The following is a 15044-nucleotide window of genomic DNA, read 5'->3' on the forward strand; positions in this document are numbered from 1 at the left end:
CCAGCCGCGAAGCGAACCATGCCCGATCTCCTTCTTGAACTCTGCTCCGAGGAAATTCCCGCCCGCATGCAGCGCAAGGCGGCGGGAGATTTGCGCAAGGCGGTGACGGACGCGCTGGTGGAAGCGGGCCTGACCTATGAGGGCGCGCGGGAATACTGGACGCCGCGCCGCCTGACGCTCGACATTCGCGGCCTCGATGCCCGCTCCAAGGACGTGCACGAGGAGCGCAAGGGACCGCGTACCGACGCGCCGGAAAAGGCCATCGAAGGCTTCCTGCGCTCGGCTGGCCTCGAGTCGATCGAGCAGGCGCACAAGCACTCCGATGGCAAGAAGGGCGAGTTCTACGTCGCCCATCTCCTCAAGCCCGGACGCGCGGCGGAAGAGATCGTCGCCGAGATCATGCCCGGCATCATCCGCGAGTTTCCCTGGCCGAAGTCGATGCGCTGGGGCGCTGCCTCGCGCGAGCCGGGCTCGCTACGCTGGGTCCGCCCGCTCCAGTCGATCCTTTGCCTGTTCGGGCCGGAGAACGGCGAGACCGTCGTGGTGGATTTCGAGGTCTCGGGCATCCGCTCGGGCAACGTGACCGTCGGCCATCGCTTCCATGCCCCGGGCGAGATCCGCGTGCGCCGCTTCGACGACTATATCCATAGCCTGGAGCGCGCCCGCGTCGTCCTCGATGCCGAGCGCCGTAAGGACATTATCCGCGCCGACGCTCAGAATCTGGCCTTCGCTCAAGGGCTCGAGGTCGTCGAGGACGAGGGGCTTCTGGAGGAGGTCTCGGGCCTCGTGGAATGGCCGGTCGTGCTCATGGGCACGTTCGAGGAGGACTTCCTCGCCATTCCGCCGGAGATGATCCAGCTCACCATTCGCACCAACCAGAAATGCTTCGTCACGCGCCGGCGCGGCGCGGGCGCGCTCGCCAACCGCTTTATCCTCGTGTCCAATATCGAGGCGGTGGACGGCGGCGCCGAGATCGCGCGCGGCAATGGCAAGGTCGTGCGCGCCCGCCTGTCGGACGCGCTGTATTTCTGGCGCACCGACCAGAACGCGCTGCCCGATCTCGCCGCGTTGGAAGCCTCGGTCGCCCGCTTCGGGCTGGACCTTGCCAAGCCGCTGGACCAGCGCATGGCGAAGCTCGACGCGCTGGGCGTGACCTTCCACGCCAAGCTCGGCACGCAAGGCGAGCGCGTAGCCCGCATCGCCGATCTCGCAGCGGCCATCGCGCCACTGGTCGGCGCCGATCCGACGTTGGCGCGCCGCGCTGCGACGCTCGCCAAGGCGGACCTCACCACGGAAGCCGTGGGCGAGTTTCCCGAGCTTCAGGGTCTGATGGGCCGCAAATATGCGCGTCTGCAAAACGAGCACGCCTCGGTGCAGGCCGCGATCGAAGATCACTATAAGCCGCAGGGACCGGGGGACCGGGTGCCGCAGGACAGGATCGCCATCGCCGTGGCGCTGGCCGACAAGCTGGACACGCTGGTCGGCTTCTGGGCGATCGACGAGAAGCCGACGGGCTCCAAGGACCCCTACGCCCTGCGCCGCGCGGCGCTCGGCGTCATCCGCATCATCCTGGAAAACGAGCTGCGCCCGCAGCTTGGCCGTCTCATCACGTCCGGCGATCTCCTGGCCTTCTTCCATGACCGCTTGAAGGTGCAGCTGCGCGAGTCCGGCGCCAGGCACGATTGGGTCGATGCGGTTCTGGCCGGCGGCACGGACGGTGCGGCGAAGGACGATCTGCTCGATATCGCCCGCCGCGTCACCGAGCTCGGCCGCCTCCTGGAGACCGAGGACGGGCGCAACCTTCTGGCCGCCTATCGCCGCGCTGCCAACATTCTCGCCGCCGAGGAGAAGAAGGGCACGCGCATCGCCGAGAGCGTCGACCTCGCCCTGCTGCGGGAAGAGGAAGAGCGTGTTCTGGCCGGGGCGGTGGACCGCGCCGAACTGGAACTGGACGAGGCGCTGGCGGTCGAGAACTACGCCCATGCCGCGACGGCGCTCGGGCGTCTTCGCATTCCCGCCGACGCCTTCTTCGAGAAGGTTCTCGTGAATGTGGAGGATGAAGCAATCCGCGCCAACCGTTTGGCCTTGCTCGCCCGCATTCGCGCCGCCACGCAGCGCGTCGCCGACTTCTCGAAGATCGCGGGCTGATCTTGGCCGCATGGAGCGACCGCCGCCGGATCGGCGAGATCCAGTGGTTGCGGGCCGTCGCCGCCCTCATGGTGGTGGCCGCCCATATCAAGATCGCTCTCGACCTTCGTTACTACGGGCTGAGCTTCGAGCAGTCGCCGCTCAGCCCCTTTCCCTTCGTCGCCGGGGTTGATGTGTTCTTCGTCATCTCCGGCTTCGTGATGGCGCATTCCTCTCAGAGCCTACATGGGCAGTCGGGGGCGTGGCGGACCTTTCTCCTGCGCCGTCTCGCCCGCGTCGCGCCGCTTTACTGGCTGATGACGGTTCTCCTGATCGTGCTTCTCAACGTCGCACGCGTGCCCGTCTGGGCGGAGACGACTCCGACGCAGATCGTGGCCTCCTTCCTGTTCTTCCCCGCCGCCAACCCGGACGGCGTGCCCCTTCCGCTGCTCGATATCGGCTGGAGCCTCAATTACGAGATGCTCTTCTATGCTGTCTTCGCCGTCTTCGTGGGCTGGCGGCAGCGCATCGCGCTGGGCGCGACCTTTGCCGTTCTCATTCTCGGGGTGGTCGCCGGCCGCTGGCTTACGCCGTCCAGCCTCGCGCTGCGCTTCTGGAGCGACCCGATCGTTCTCGAATTCCTGCTCGGGATCGCGATCTATCTCCTCGTCTCGCGCGGCTTCCGCATGCCGGACGCCTTACGCTGGCTGGTCGGCGGGGCAGGGCTTCTCCTGTTCTTCGCCTTCCCGCAGATCGACTTCACCTGGCGCTTCCTCCAATGGGGCATCCCGTCTGGGCTCATGGTCCTAGCCGCCGTCTCCGGGCGCCGCGAGACGCGCTCAAGCGTCGCGGAATGGGCGGGGAACACGTCCTACGCCATCTATCTCTCGCATTTCTTCGTGATCCGGGCGCTGCTCTTCGGGCTCGAACATCTCGGCATTCGCGCGCCCGCCGTCTGGCTCGTCGGTTTTCCGATCGGCGTTGTGCTCGGTACGCTGATCGCAGCCAGCGCCCTCCATTACGGCTTCGAGCGCCCGGTTCTGCGCTGGATTCGGCGCCATCTAGACCGGGACGTGCTGCAGGGCGTCGGCGCGCCGAGCGGCCCCTGAAATCGCTTGTCGCTCGCGGCGTCAGGCTCGAGCAAGGCGCGAATCGTTTCCTAAGGACGGCCTGACGACGTGCCCGCCATGGGCCGGCCCAGGCGTTTCGCGGCGATGAGACCGCGTGGCGTCAATGGGGTCCTCGCGCATGGTGGTTTCGCCTGTGGGGCGCGTTGAGGCCTCTTCCGGTGCCCGGCTCGCCGCCGCCGGCAGGTTGGATCAAGCTAAGTCATGAGAAAGCCTAGTTTTCTCATTTTATGACCGGCAATCACCAAGACGGAATTCCACGACCTCCGGCAAGCCGGACAGGCTGTGGACAACATCTCCGATTGGCGAAGGGGATGCCCCTTCAGGACTCGAGGGACAGGCGGCGCGCATACGGGGCGCCGCTTCACGGACATTGCATCGCCACCGCCGGTCCTTCGGGCCTTGCGCGGCGACGACGAGGGGACGAACCCGAATGCCTGACTTGAGCGCCGCTCGCGCGGCTGCCCTGCGCTGCTTGTGTGCGATTGCCGCCAGCGCGATCCTTTTCGGCGCACTGCCCGCGAGCGCCGATTGGAACAAGCCTTGGAAGGACACGGACCGCGCTCTGGTGATCGATGCCTACGAGTTCAATCCGATCAACTGGAAGTCGCTGACCTCGGACAAGCGCGTCGCCGGCTTCATCAGCAAGGCCTCCGACGGGCTGCCGCCGGAATGGTCCTGCGCGAAGCTGTCGGGCGATCTCCTGAACCTGTGCAAGAACCGCTGGTGGAAATATTCCGTCACGCAGGAGCTTTACCTGACGCGCCGCGAGATGGCGAAGACGCTGGGTCTGAAATGGGGCGCCTATCATCTCGGCCGCCCCGGCAACCCGCGCGAGCAGGCCGATCATTTCGTCGACTTCGCTCAGCCCGAGGCAGACGACCTGATTGCTCTCGACATCGAAGACAACACATCGGACTGGATGTCGCTGGCCGATGCCGAAACCTTCGCCCGGCAGATCAAGATCCGCCTTGGCCGCTATCCCGTACTCTACACCAACGGCAACACGGCCGATTACATCGCCCGGAACCAGGCGCAATATCCGCTCCTGTCGCGGCTGCAGCTTTGGTACGCCCGCTATCGCGACGACATCACGGGCGTCTTCCCGACGGGGAATTGGGACAATTATGCGCTCTGGCAGTTCTCCTCCATGCACAATTGCAGTGCCCGGTCCTGCCCCTACCGGGTGCCCGGCGCCAAAAACGACATCGATGTGAACGTCTCGCCCCTGACGGTCGCCGAACTGCGCGATGCCTGGCCCTTCAACGGCCTTGTCGGCGCGGACCCGCAATCGACGCCTGACGCCGGCGCCCTGATCGCCTCGGTCTCCGACCAGTCCAAGCAGGCGATCGCCGACGCGGCGGTGACGGAGGTTGCCGAAGCCGAGCAGGCGCAGGTCGTGCCCGGGACGTTTGCCGCCGCCTATGGCCCGAGCGGCGGGCGTCAGCCGATCGATCCGTTGAAGCTTCTGACTGAGGCGGCTCGCCAGGAGCATGCTGGTAAGCCGGCTTCGCCGGTTCTTTCGGCGCTGACCGATACGCCGAAGGTCAACCCCGTGATCCCCGGCGACGCGGGGGCAAAAGCCGCACTCCAGGCGCCGGAAGCGGCGAGCGTCATCGACGCCGTGAAGCAGCTAAAACAGGAAATGCAGGCGGTGCGCGAGATCCTGCGCGACACCGAGGCCGCCAGCCCGCCGCCCGAGCGGCGCAGCGAGGTGCGGGAGCATTTGAAATCCCGCATCGCGGAACTGATGAAAAAAGCGCAGGCGACGATGACGCGCGTTCCCGCCGCTTCGGACGGAGGGAAGCAACCTGACGAGCGGGCGGACGCTGCGTCCTCGCGCGATCGCTGGACGTCCCTGGCCAGTCTGGCGACGGCCGATCTTCGTGTCGTGAAAGCGTTCGACGCCACGCGTTGACGTAGGGCCCTTTGCCCTCCCATCCTCTCGCTCGCGCGTCGCTATTCCGGGGGCCCTGCGTGTCCAGGCGGCCCTTTCCCGTTTCCCCATTTCACCACGCAAAGTTTATTCCAGGCTTGCGTCGCTCTCGCGGGAACGATCGAGCCTCGACCCTGTTCATTGCCCATTCGAAGCCCGGACGGGCTGGTGTAAAGGGTGAGTATCATGGGTAGAGCGTTGGGTTGGGTTCTCGGTCTCGTCGTCATCGTCGGCGTCGCTTGGTTTGCCTACAACATGGTGAGCGTGCGCCAGACGCAGCAGGCAGTCCTGCCGAATGTCACGGTGAGGGGCGGGCAGCTGCCCAAGGCCGATGTGGATGTCGGCAGCGTATCGGTCGGCAGCGAAACGCGCACCGTGGAAGTGCCGACGCTCAACGTCACCCCGCCGGCTCAGAACGGCGCGACGGCGAACTGATTTTTCGGAAACGCGATATCAAGCGGCGGCGCTCCTCTCGGGGCGCCGTCGTTTTTTCTTTTCGTGCCGAGCGCCGCGTCGTAGGTGTCACTCATGCGGGATACGAAACGGATCGATCTGAGGGACGATGGCGCGGGCGCGGCGGTGCTGATGTGCCTGCGCGAAGGGGGCCTTGCCGCCGTACCGACGGAGACGGTCTACGGGCTTGCCGCCGATGCCGCCAACGGGCTTGCCGTTGCGGGGATTTTCGAAGCCAAGGGCCGGCCGCACTTCAACCCACTGATCTGCCATGTCAGCGATCTCGCCATGGCCGAGCGATACGCCCGGTTCGACCCGGTGTCTCGCCGTCTGGCCGAACGGTTCTGGCCGGGGCCGCTGACCCTGGTGCTCCCCGTCCTGCCGGGAGCCGAGCTGCATCCCCTGGTGCTGGGCGGGCTGGACACCGTGGCGCTGCGTCTGCCCCAAGGGCCGCTGCGTTCGGTGATCGCCTCGCTCGGCCGCCCGGTGGCCGCGCCAAGCGCCAACCGATCCGGACGCGTCAGCCCGACCACGGCGGAACATGTCCTGCGCACCCTGCGCGGGCGGATCGATCTGGTGGCGGATGGCGGCGCCACGGAGCAGGGGCTGGAATCGACGATTATTCGCGTCCTTGGCAATGAGATCCTGCTGCTGCGCCCAGGCACGCTCACGGCCGAGCGCATTGCCGAGGAAGCGGGGCTGCCCGTTCGGCGGCGGGCGGAGGGGGACGCGATCACCGCTCCCGGCCAGCTTCTGTCGCATTACGCGCCCGCCGGCCGCGTGCGCCTCGACGCCGTCGCGCCCGAGCCCGGCGAGCACTGGATCGGCTTCGGGCCGGAGCCGGTGCGCGGCTTGGAAAAGGCCGGCGGCATCTTCAATCTCAGCCCGGAGGGCGATCTGCGCGAGGCCGCCAGCCGGCTCTTCGCCGCGCTTTCGGCCTTCGACGCGCCGGAGATCGAGCGGATCGCCGTTGCGCCCATTCCGCGCGAAGGGCTGGGCGAGGCGATCAATGACCGTTTGCGCCGCGCCGCCGCCGACCGATGATGGCAGCCCCTTGATCTCGACCTTAACCATGATCCGGTCTAGCGTCCGGGCATGGACACGTTCGATTCCCAGCCGCTTTCCGACGACCTTCTGAACCGCTTCGCGGCCCTTTTGCCGCCCGGGCGGGCGCTGACCGAGGCCGGCGACATCGCCCCCTTCGTTCACGAGGAACGCGACAAGTTCAAAGGGCGCACGCGCCTCGTGCTGCGGCCTTCGAGCGTCGATGAGGTCTCGGCCATCCTCAAGCTCGCCTCGGAGACCCGCACGCCAATCGTGCCGCAGGGCGGCAACACTGGGCTTGTCGGCGGGCAGATGCCGCGGTCGGACGGCGAAATCGTCTTGTCGCTGGGCAGGCTCGATCGCATTCGCGAGGTCGATTCGGTGGGGCGCACGATGACGCTGGACGCCGGTGTGGTTCTCAAGCGTGTGCAGGAGGCGGCGGACGAGGCGGGGCTCTTCTTCCCGCTGTCTCTCGGCTCGGAAGGCTCCTGCCAGATCGGCGGCAATCTGGCTTCCAATGCCGGCGGAACGGCGGTGCTGGCCTATGGCAACACGCGCGATCTCTGCCTCGGTATCGAAGCCGTGCTGCCTTCGGGCGAGATCGTCCACGGTCTGCGACGGCTGAAGAAGGACAATCGCGGCTACGACCTGCGTCACCTCCTGATCGGCTCGGAAGGCACGCTCGGCATCATCACCGGCGCGGTGCTGAAACTCTTTCCCAAGCCGGCCGGGCGCGAAGTCGCCTATGTCGGGCTCGATAGCCCGGATGCCGCGCTGAAGCTGCTGACGCGGGCCGAGGTCCTGTCGGGCGGGCGCCTGACCGCGTTCGAACTCATGCCGCGAATCGGCATCGAGTTTACCGTCCGGCATACGCAGGGCGCGCGCGATCCGCTGGCGGAGCCGCATGCGTGGTATGTTCTGATCGAAATCTCGTCGCCCGTTTCGGGCGAGGACGCGCGAGCGGTTCTCGAAACCATTCTGGAAGGCGCGTTCGAAGCGGGGGAGATCGAGGACGCGGCCATCGCTCAGTCCATGGCCGATGCCACGACCTTCTGGCGCATGCGCGAGGAGATGAGCTGGGCGCAGAAGCCCGAGGGCGGCTCCATCAAGCACGACGTGTCCGTGCCGGTGGCGCTGGTTCCCGAATTCCTGGCGCGGGCCAACGCCCTGGTTCTGGACGCCATTCCAGGCTCGCGCATCGTCTCCTTCGGGCATCTGGGCGATGGGAACATCCACTACAACATTTCCCAGCCGATCGGCGCGGACAAGGAAGCTTTCCTGGCGCGCTGGGGGGAGATCAACGCGCTGGTCCACGGCGTGGTGGCCGATCTCGGCGGCAGCTTCTCGGCCGAGCACGGTATCGGTCAGCTGAAGCGCGACGAGCTTGCGCGCACCAAGGACCCGGCGGAACTCGCCCTCATGCGGGGGATCAAGGCCGTCTTCGATCCTTATGGGATTATGAATCCGGGCAAGCTCCTTTAAAGTTTTATTTGAAGTTACCTTTTGAACACCGTGTTGAAGGTCAGGAAGACTTAACTGCCTTTCTTAGGCAGCATGAAATAAGCCTCCTATAGTCTCCAAGCATCGAAAGCCGGGATACATCGGCAAAGGGGAAGTCTCTCGAACCCGAGAGCTTCCAGCAGAGAGACGAGAGGCGCGACCATGAGCCTGGTTACCAATCCGACGTCGTTGAAGCCCGAATGGGCGAGCATGCCGATCCGTCTGGACCCCGCTCTCGCCGGGCGTAAGCAGACCTTCGAGGTTCGTGAAGGGGAGGAGACGATCACCTATCGCGTCGACCGGCGCGGAGCGGTGATCCGTCGCAAGTTGGAAATGAGCGGCATTCCGGTGGCCATCGCCCTGGCGCCGCGCTCCTTCAAGGGTGTGGCCGCCCGCGCCATGGAGGATGGCGAAGGCGAGGTCACGGTGACGCTCGAACTGCATCACGAGAATCCCAAGCTCTCCGTGCCGCTTCTGGTCGCCTGCGACCTCTACGACGTGGCGGCCGACTGGCGCAGCTGGTCCGAACTCTTCGATCTGCCCATGCTGATGGTCGAGTCCGATGGCCGCGTCACGGCGCTGGAAGAGACCTTCGGCAAGCTGCGCACCGGAGAGCCGGCCACGCGCCGCCGCTCCAGCCATCGCGGCCGCCGTCCGCGCTTCCTCGCCCGTCGCAAGCCGGGCGGCCTGGGCATGCGCATGGTCGTGGCGGGCGAAGAGATCATCGCCCGCAACTGACGCGGGACCGTTCAGCCGAGCTGGGGGAAGGACAGGATCCAAAGGCTGGAAAAGACCAGCCCAAGGAAGATGATCCAACCGAACAGGCCGTTCGACTTGAACAGCTTCAGGCATTGCTCGCCGTCGTCGATGTCGAGCCGGCTGATCTGCCATTGCATCTGAACCGCGCCGATGGCGATGGCGGCATAGGCCGGCCACGCAGGACCGGAGGCCCCCGTGCCCGTCGCCAGGAAGGCGAGGGTGAAGAGCGCCAGCGCGCCGCCATAGAGAAGGGTCAGCGCCCGCTTGGTGTGCCGGCCGAAGAGGCGCGCCGTGGAGCGAACGCCGACCAGCGTGTCGTCTTCGCGGTCCTGATGGGCGTAGATCGTGTCATAGCCGATCGTCCACAGCACCGAGCCGAGATAAAGAAGCACGGGCGCGAGCGAGATCGTGCCCCAGAACGCCGCCCATCCCATCAGCGCGCCCCAGGAGAAGCAGAGGCCGAGGCCGAGCTGCGGCCAATCGGTGACGCGTTTCAGAAACGGATAGGTCGCGACGATGGCGAGCGAGCTGAGGCCGAGCCCGATCGCGAAACTGTTAAACTGCAGAAGCACCAGCAGGCCGACCAGCGCCTGCGCGACCAGGAAGAGCTTCGCCTGCCGGCTCGACACACGCCCGGACGGCAAGGGCCGCGAGCGCGTGCGCGCCACCTTCGCGTCGATGTCCTGGTCCACGAGGTCGTTATAGGTGCAGCCGGCCCCGCGCATGGCGATGGCGCCGATGAAGAACAGCGCGAGATGGCGCAGATCCGGCAGGCCCGTGTGCACGGCCGAGGGCGCGGCCCAGTGAGGCGCCAGCGCGGCCGACCAGAAACACGGCCACAACAGCAACTGCCAGCCGATCGGCCGATCCCAACGCGCCAGCTGCGCATAGGGCCAGAGCGCGCGCGGAAGCACGCGGTAGACGAAATTGTCGGATGGAGCGTCCGAAACGCGGTCTGGCGAACCGTTGGATGAAGCGTCGGGTCTTTGCATGAAAAGGGGAGAAGCCCGGCAAGGCCCCGCCCGTCAAGCCCTCGCCGTCGCTCCGCCAAGCCCTTGTCTTCGCGCCGCCGAGGCTTGACCCCGCCCTTGTCGGACCCGTAATCCCCGAGCCGAAGGCGCGGCCGCCCTGGCCGCCGATCGATTTCGGCCCTGCGGAGGCTAAGAATGACCATGGACGTTCTTCTGATCGGCTCGGGTGGCCGCGAACATGCGCTGGCCTGGAAACTTGCCCAGTCGCCGGAGCTCGGCCGCCTCTACGCCGCGCCGGGCAATCCCGGCATCGCCGAGGTCGCGGAGTGCGTCGCGATCGACCCCGCCGATCACGATGCCGTCGTGGCCTTTTGCCGCGAAAGGAGCATCGGCTTCGTGGTGGTCGGCCCCGAGGTGCCCCTCGTTGCCGGTCTGGCCGACAGCCTTCGCGAGGCCGGCATCGCCGTGTTCGGGCCGAGCGCCGCCGCCGCGCGGCTGGAGGGCTCGAAAGGCTTCACCAAGGATCTCTGCACCCTTAAGTCCATTCCGACCGCGCGCTACGAGCGCTTCTCCCAGGCCGACGCCGCCAAGGATTATGTCCTCCGCGAAGGCGCGCCGATCGTGGTGAAAGCCGATGGGCTAGCGGCCGGCAAGGGCGTCACGGTCGCGTCCACCGTCGAGGAGGCGATCGCCGCGATCGACGATTGCTTCGGCGGCGATCTCGCAGCCGCCGGTGTGGAAGTGGTGATCGAGGAGTGCATGGTTGGGCCGGAAGCTTCGCTCTTCTGCCTTTGTGACGGCGAGCGCGCCGTCGTCTTCGGGACGGCCGAGGATCACAAGCGCGTCTTCGACGGCGACAAGGGGCCGAACACCGGCGGCATGGGCGCCTATTCCCCCTCCTATCTCATGACGCCCGAGCTGATCGAGCAGGCCATGGCCGAGATCGTGCGACCGACGCTGGAGGGCATGCGAGAGAAGGGCGCGCCTTTCCGGGGCGTTCTCTACGCCGGCCTGATGCTGACCCAGGATGGGCCGAAGCTCATCGAATACAATGTCCGCTTCGGCGACCCTGAAACGCAGGTCCTGATGATGCGGCTGGAAAGCGATCTCCTGCCGGTTCTCTTCGCAGCCGGGACCGGTTCGCTGGATGCGGTCGATCTTCGCTGGTCGGCCGAGCCGGCGGTGACTGTGGTTCTCGCCTCCGAGGGGTATCCCGGCAGCTACGCCAAGAACACGCCGATCAAAGCTCTGCCGGAAACCGGCGAGAGTGAAATGATCTTTCATGCCGGCACGAGCCTCATCGACGGCGCGCTGGTGGCGAGTGGCGGGCGCGTGCTCAACGTGACGGCGCGCGCACCCGATGTGGCGCAGGCAGTCGATAAGGCCTACGCTCTGGTGGACCGGGTGGAGTGGAGCGAGGGCTTCTGCCGCCGCGACATCGCCCATCGCGCCCGACGCTGACGAAGGCTTGAGCGCGCCGAGACCCACGGGAGGGTGGGAATCGACGCATTGCCACTTACGTAAGATGTCTGACGATGCGAAAAGGGCGCATTTCGCGAAGGGAGGAAGCTTATGTCGTTTCGCAAGGATCGTTTGACCCGGCCGATCTACCGTTGGGCCAAGACGGCGATGCCCGCCATTTCCGAGACCGAGGAGAAGGCGATCGACGCCGGCACGGTCTGGTGGGACGGCGAGCTGTTTAGCGGCGCGCCCGATTGGGACAAGCTTCTGGCCATGGCGCCCGCGCGTCTGACCGACGAGGAGCGGGCCTTTCTCGACGGGCCCGTGGTCGAACTCTGCACCATGCTGGACGACTGGGCGATCACCTGGAAGGACCGGGACCTTTCTCCCGAGGTCTGGGACTTCATCAAGTCCCGCAAGTTCTTCGGCATGGTGATCCCGAAGCAATATGGCGGCCTCGGCTTCTCTAACACCGCGCATTCGGAAGTGGTGCGCAAGGTCTCGTCCGCCAGCGTCGCCGCCGGCGTCACCGTCATGGTGCCCAATTCCCTCGGGCCCGGCGAGCTGATGCTGCATTTCGGCACGCAGGCGCAGCGCGATTACTGGATGCCGCGCTTGGCCGATGGGCGCGAGATCCCCTGTTTCGGCCTGACGTCGGCCGATGCCGGCTCCGACGCCGCCGCCATGAAGGACCACGGCGTGGTCGAATATGGCGAGCACGAGGGTCAGCGGGTGCTCGGCATCCGCCTGAATTTCGACAAGCGCTACATCACGCTCGCGCCCGTCGCCACCGTCATGGGCCTCGCCTTCAAACTTCAGGACCCCGAAAACCATCTCGGGCGCGGCGAACATCTCGGCATCACGGTCGCCCTCCTGCCGACTTCGACCCCCGGCGTGCGCCATGGCGACCGGCACATTCCGCAGTTCACCTTTTTCCAGAACGGGCCGATCTCGGGCCGCGACGTCTTCATTCCGCTGGACTGGGTGCTGGGCGGCCCGGAGCGGATCGGCGAGGGCTGGACCATGCTGATGACGGCGCTGGCCGCCGGTCGCGGCATCTCGCTGCCTTCGCAATCGGCTGCCGCCGCCGCCATGGCTGCTCGGCTCACCGGCGCCTATGCGCGCGTGCGCACGCAGTTCAACGTCCCGATCGGCCTGTTCGAGGGCATTCAGGAGCCCTTGGCGGAGCTGGCCGCCAATGCCTATCAGGTCGACGCCGCGCGGCGCCTGACGGTCGCGGCGTTGGACGAGGGGCACCGGCCCTCGGTGATCTCCGCCATCATGAAATACAACGCCACCGAGATGATGCGCCGCTCGGTCGAGAAGGCGATGGACGTGCATGGCGGCAAGGGCATCATCGACGGACCGATGAACATGCTCGGCGCCCAGCACAAGTCCGTGCCCATCGGCATCACGGTGGAAGGCGCCAACATCCTGACGCGCAACCTGATGATCTTCGGGCAGGGGGCGATCCGCGCCCATCCCTTCATGCTGTCCGAGATGCGCGCCCTCTCCGATCCTGACCAAGAGAAGGGCCTGGAGAGCTTCGACAAGGCCTTCTGGGGCCATGTCGGCCATTCGCTGACCAATGCCGCACGCACGGCTTTGTTCGGCTGGACCGGGGGCCTCGCCGCGCCGGCGCCACGCGGCGCCGCCTTCCTCAGCCACTGGCGGCAATTGTCGCGCTATAGCGCCGCCTTCTCCATGCTGGCCGACTTCGCGCTTCTGACGCTCGGCGGGGCCTTGAAGCGGCGCGAGATGATCTCGGCGCGCCTCGGCGACATTCTCTCCGAGCTGTATCTCCTCGGCGCGACGCTGAAGCGTTTCGAGACGGAAGGCCGGCCGGAGGTCGATCGCCCCATCGTCGAATATGTCATGCAGCGCGGCTACAACCGCATGGGCCTCGCCTTCAGCGGCGTCTTCGTCAACCTGCCGAGCCGCTGGGCGGCGGTGGCGGCACGTCTCCTGTCCTTCCCGCTCGGCGTTCCGCTGCGCCCGCCGGCAGACGAGCTGGTGCGCGAGGTCGCCGAGACTCTGATGCGCCCGTCCTCGCAGCGGGATCGGCTCTGCGCCGATCTCTATCTTGGCGAGGGCAAGCCGGACTATCCCGTCGCGATTTTGGAGCGCGCCTTCCGGCTCGTGGTGGAGGCCGCTCCGATCGACAAGCGGCTGCGCGAGGCCAAGCTGCGCGACATCGAGAAGGCGCACGGGGCAGGGCTGATCACCGATCAAGAAATCGCTCTCCTGCGAGAGCGGGACGAGGCCGTGGCGCGCGTCGTGGCCGTGGATGCTTTCCCGATGGAGGAGGTGTCGCCGATCGCCGCGCAGCATCGCAAGCCGCCGGAAGACCGACCGAACGCCGTGACGGCGGAGGCCGCCGAATGAGCCGCGCCGTTTATTTCGTCGATGGCGCCCGCACGCCCTTCATCAAGGCACGCGGCAAGCCCGGCCCGTTCACGCCGGTGGATCTCGCCGTGCAATGCGGCCGCCCGCTTCTCCTGCGCCAGCGCTTTGACCCCGCCCTGATCGATCTCGTTGTTCTCGGCTGCGTCAATGTCGTGGCCGAGGAGATGAACCCGGCTCGCGTCGCAGCCCTGCGCCTCGGCCTGCCCGAAGCCGTGCCGGCCTATACCGTGCAGATCAATTGCGGCTCGGGCATGCTGTCAATCGATGAGGCGTTTCGCGCCGTCGAATCGGGTCGCTCGCGGATCGCGCTGGCCGGCGGGGCGGAAGCGCTCAGCCATTCTCCGCTCGTGCTCCAGCGCGGCGCGGTGGACTGGTTCGCGCGGCTGAACGGCGCGAAGTCGCCGGGCGAGCGGCTGAAGGTCGTCTCGTCCCTTCGTCCCGACTTTCTGAAGCCGGTGATCGGCCTGGAGCGCGGGCTGACCGATCCGATCACCTCGCTCAACATGGGCCAGACGGCGGAAAAGATCGGCCATCTCTTCGGCGTCACGCGCCGCGAGGCCGACGAATACGCCGCCGAAAGCCATCGCCGGCTCGCCCAGGCGCAAAGCGAGGGACTGCTCAAAGGCGAAGTGCTCACGGCCTTCGCGCAGGACGGGCGCGTCTACGATCACGACGATGGGGTGCGCCCCGACTCGACCGCCAAGGCCTTGTCCGGTTTGAAGCCCGTGTTCGAGCGCCCCTATGGCAATGTCACGGCCGGCAATTCCTCGCAGATCACCGATGGCGCCAGTTGGACCATCCTCGCCTCCGAAGAGGCAGTACGCGAGCACGGGCTTGAACCGCTGGCGCGGATCGTGGACGCCCACTGGGCGGGCCTCGACCCTTCGATCATGGGGCTTGGGCCTGTGGTCTCCATGGCGGGCCTGCTGAAGAAGCGCGGGCTTTCGCTCGCCGATATCGACCTGTTCGAGATCAACGAGGCCTTCGCGGCGCAGGTCCTGGCCTGTCTGCGGGCTTTCGAGGACGAGGGGGTGGGCCGCAAGGTGCTCGGCTTCGATGGAGCCTTGGGCAGCATTCCGCGCGATCGGCTGAATGTCGATGGCGGGGCGATCGCGCTCGGGCATCCCGTCGGCGCCAGCGGGAACCGAATCACGCTGCATTTGGCGCGAACGCTGCGCCGTCGCGGCGCGCGGTTCGGCGTTGCCTCGCAATGCATCGGCGGCGGCCTCGGCGGCGCCATGCTTCTCGAAGCGGCCTGAG

General features: G+C 66.8%; 11 protein-coding genes. 10 read left to right on the forward strand and 1 reads right to left on the reverse strand.

The annotated features are described in order from the left end of the window. Nucleotides 1-18 precede the first annotated feature (18 nt). The 7 genes from glyS (at nt 19) to AUL32_RS05710 (ending at nt 8925) form a co-directional block, all read left to right on the forward strand. Nucleotides 19-2148: a glycine--tRNA ligase subunit beta gene (glyS, locus tag AUL32_RS05680; RefSeq protein ID WP_062112462.1), complete on the forward strand. Its 2130-nt coding sequence runs from the start codon at nt 19-21 to the stop codon at nt 2146-2148. Between the two features lie 2 nt (nt 2149-2150). Next, nucleotides 2151-3236, forward strand: a complete 1086-nt coding sequence (locus AUL32_RS05685) for an acyltransferase family protein (protein WP_062112464.1) — start codon at nt 2151-2153, stop codon at nt 3234-3236. Between the two features lie 451 nt (nt 3237-3687). Further along, the gene (locus AUL32_RS05690; RefSeq protein ID WP_082659314.1) at nt 3688-5172 is read left to right on the forward strand and encodes a glycoside hydrolase family 25 protein; all 1485 of its coding nucleotides are present in this window, start codon (nt 3688-3690) and stop codon (nt 5170-5172) included. Nucleotides 5173-5376: 204 nt separating this feature from the next. Then, nucleotides 5377-5625: a hypothetical protein gene (locus tag AUL32_RS05695; protein WP_062112469.1), complete on the forward strand. Its 249-nt coding sequence runs from the start codon at nt 5377-5379 to the stop codon at nt 5623-5625. A 93-nt stretch (nt 5626-5718) separates the two neighbouring features. After that, a complete protein-coding gene (locus AUL32_RS05700; protein ID WP_062112471.1) occupies nt 5719-6687 on the forward strand; it encodes an L-threonylcarbamoyladenylate synthase in 969 nt (322 codons plus the stop codon). Nucleotides 6688-6738: 51 nt separating this feature from the next. Continuing rightward, nucleotides 6739-8169, forward strand: coding sequence for an FAD-binding oxidoreductase (locus tag AUL32_RS05705; protein ID WP_062112473.1), 1431 nt, complete (start codon nt 6739-6741; stop codon nt 8167-8169). Nucleotides 8170-8349: 180 nt separating this feature from the next. Further along, complete coding sequence (locus AUL32_RS05710) at nt 8350-8925, forward strand: DUF6101 family protein (protein ID WP_061975583.1); 576 nt, start codon at nt 8350-8352, stop codon at nt 8923-8925. 11 nt (nt 8926-8936) lie between these two features. On the opposite strand, the gene ubiA is transcribed toward AUL32_RS05710, so the two are convergent. Continuing rightward, nucleotides 8937-9938 carry a 4-hydroxybenzoate octaprenyltransferase gene (ubiA, locus tag AUL32_RS05715; protein ID WP_062112475.1) on the reverse strand — a complete coding sequence of 334 codons (1002 nt, stop codon included), beginning with the start codon at nt 9936-9938 and terminating at the stop codon, nt 8937-8939. Nucleotides 9939-10118: 180 nt separating this feature from the next. Between ubiA and purD the strand changes: the two genes are divergently transcribed. The 3 genes from purD to AUL32_RS05730 all read left to right on the forward strand — a co-directional run bounded on the left by purD (nt 10119) and on the right by AUL32_RS05730 (nt 15043). Next, entirely contained in the window at nt 10119-11378 is a 1260-nt protein-coding gene (purD, locus tag AUL32_RS05720) for a phosphoribosylamine--glycine ligase (protein ID WP_062112593.1), read from the forward strand. Between the two features lie 111 nt (nt 11379-11489). Next, the gene (locus tag AUL32_RS05725) at nt 11490-13763 is read left to right on the forward strand and encodes an acyl-CoA dehydrogenase (protein ID WP_062112477.1); all 2274 of its coding nucleotides are present in this window, start codon (nt 11490-11492) and stop codon (nt 13761-13763) included. After that, on the forward strand, nt 13760-15043 hold the full coding sequence (locus AUL32_RS05730; protein ID WP_062112479.1) for an acetyl-CoA C-acetyltransferase: 1284 nt from the start codon (nt 13760-13762) through the stop codon (nt 15041-15043). Before AUL32_RS05725 ends, AUL32_RS05730 begins: the two co-directional genes overlap by 4 nt. Nucleotide 15044 lies beyond the last annotated feature (1 nt).

Source organism: Aureimonas sp. AU40, assembly GCF_001463785.1.
Taxonomy (GTDB): domain Bacteria; phylum Pseudomonadota; class Alphaproteobacteria; order Rhizobiales; family Rhizobiaceae; genus Aureimonas.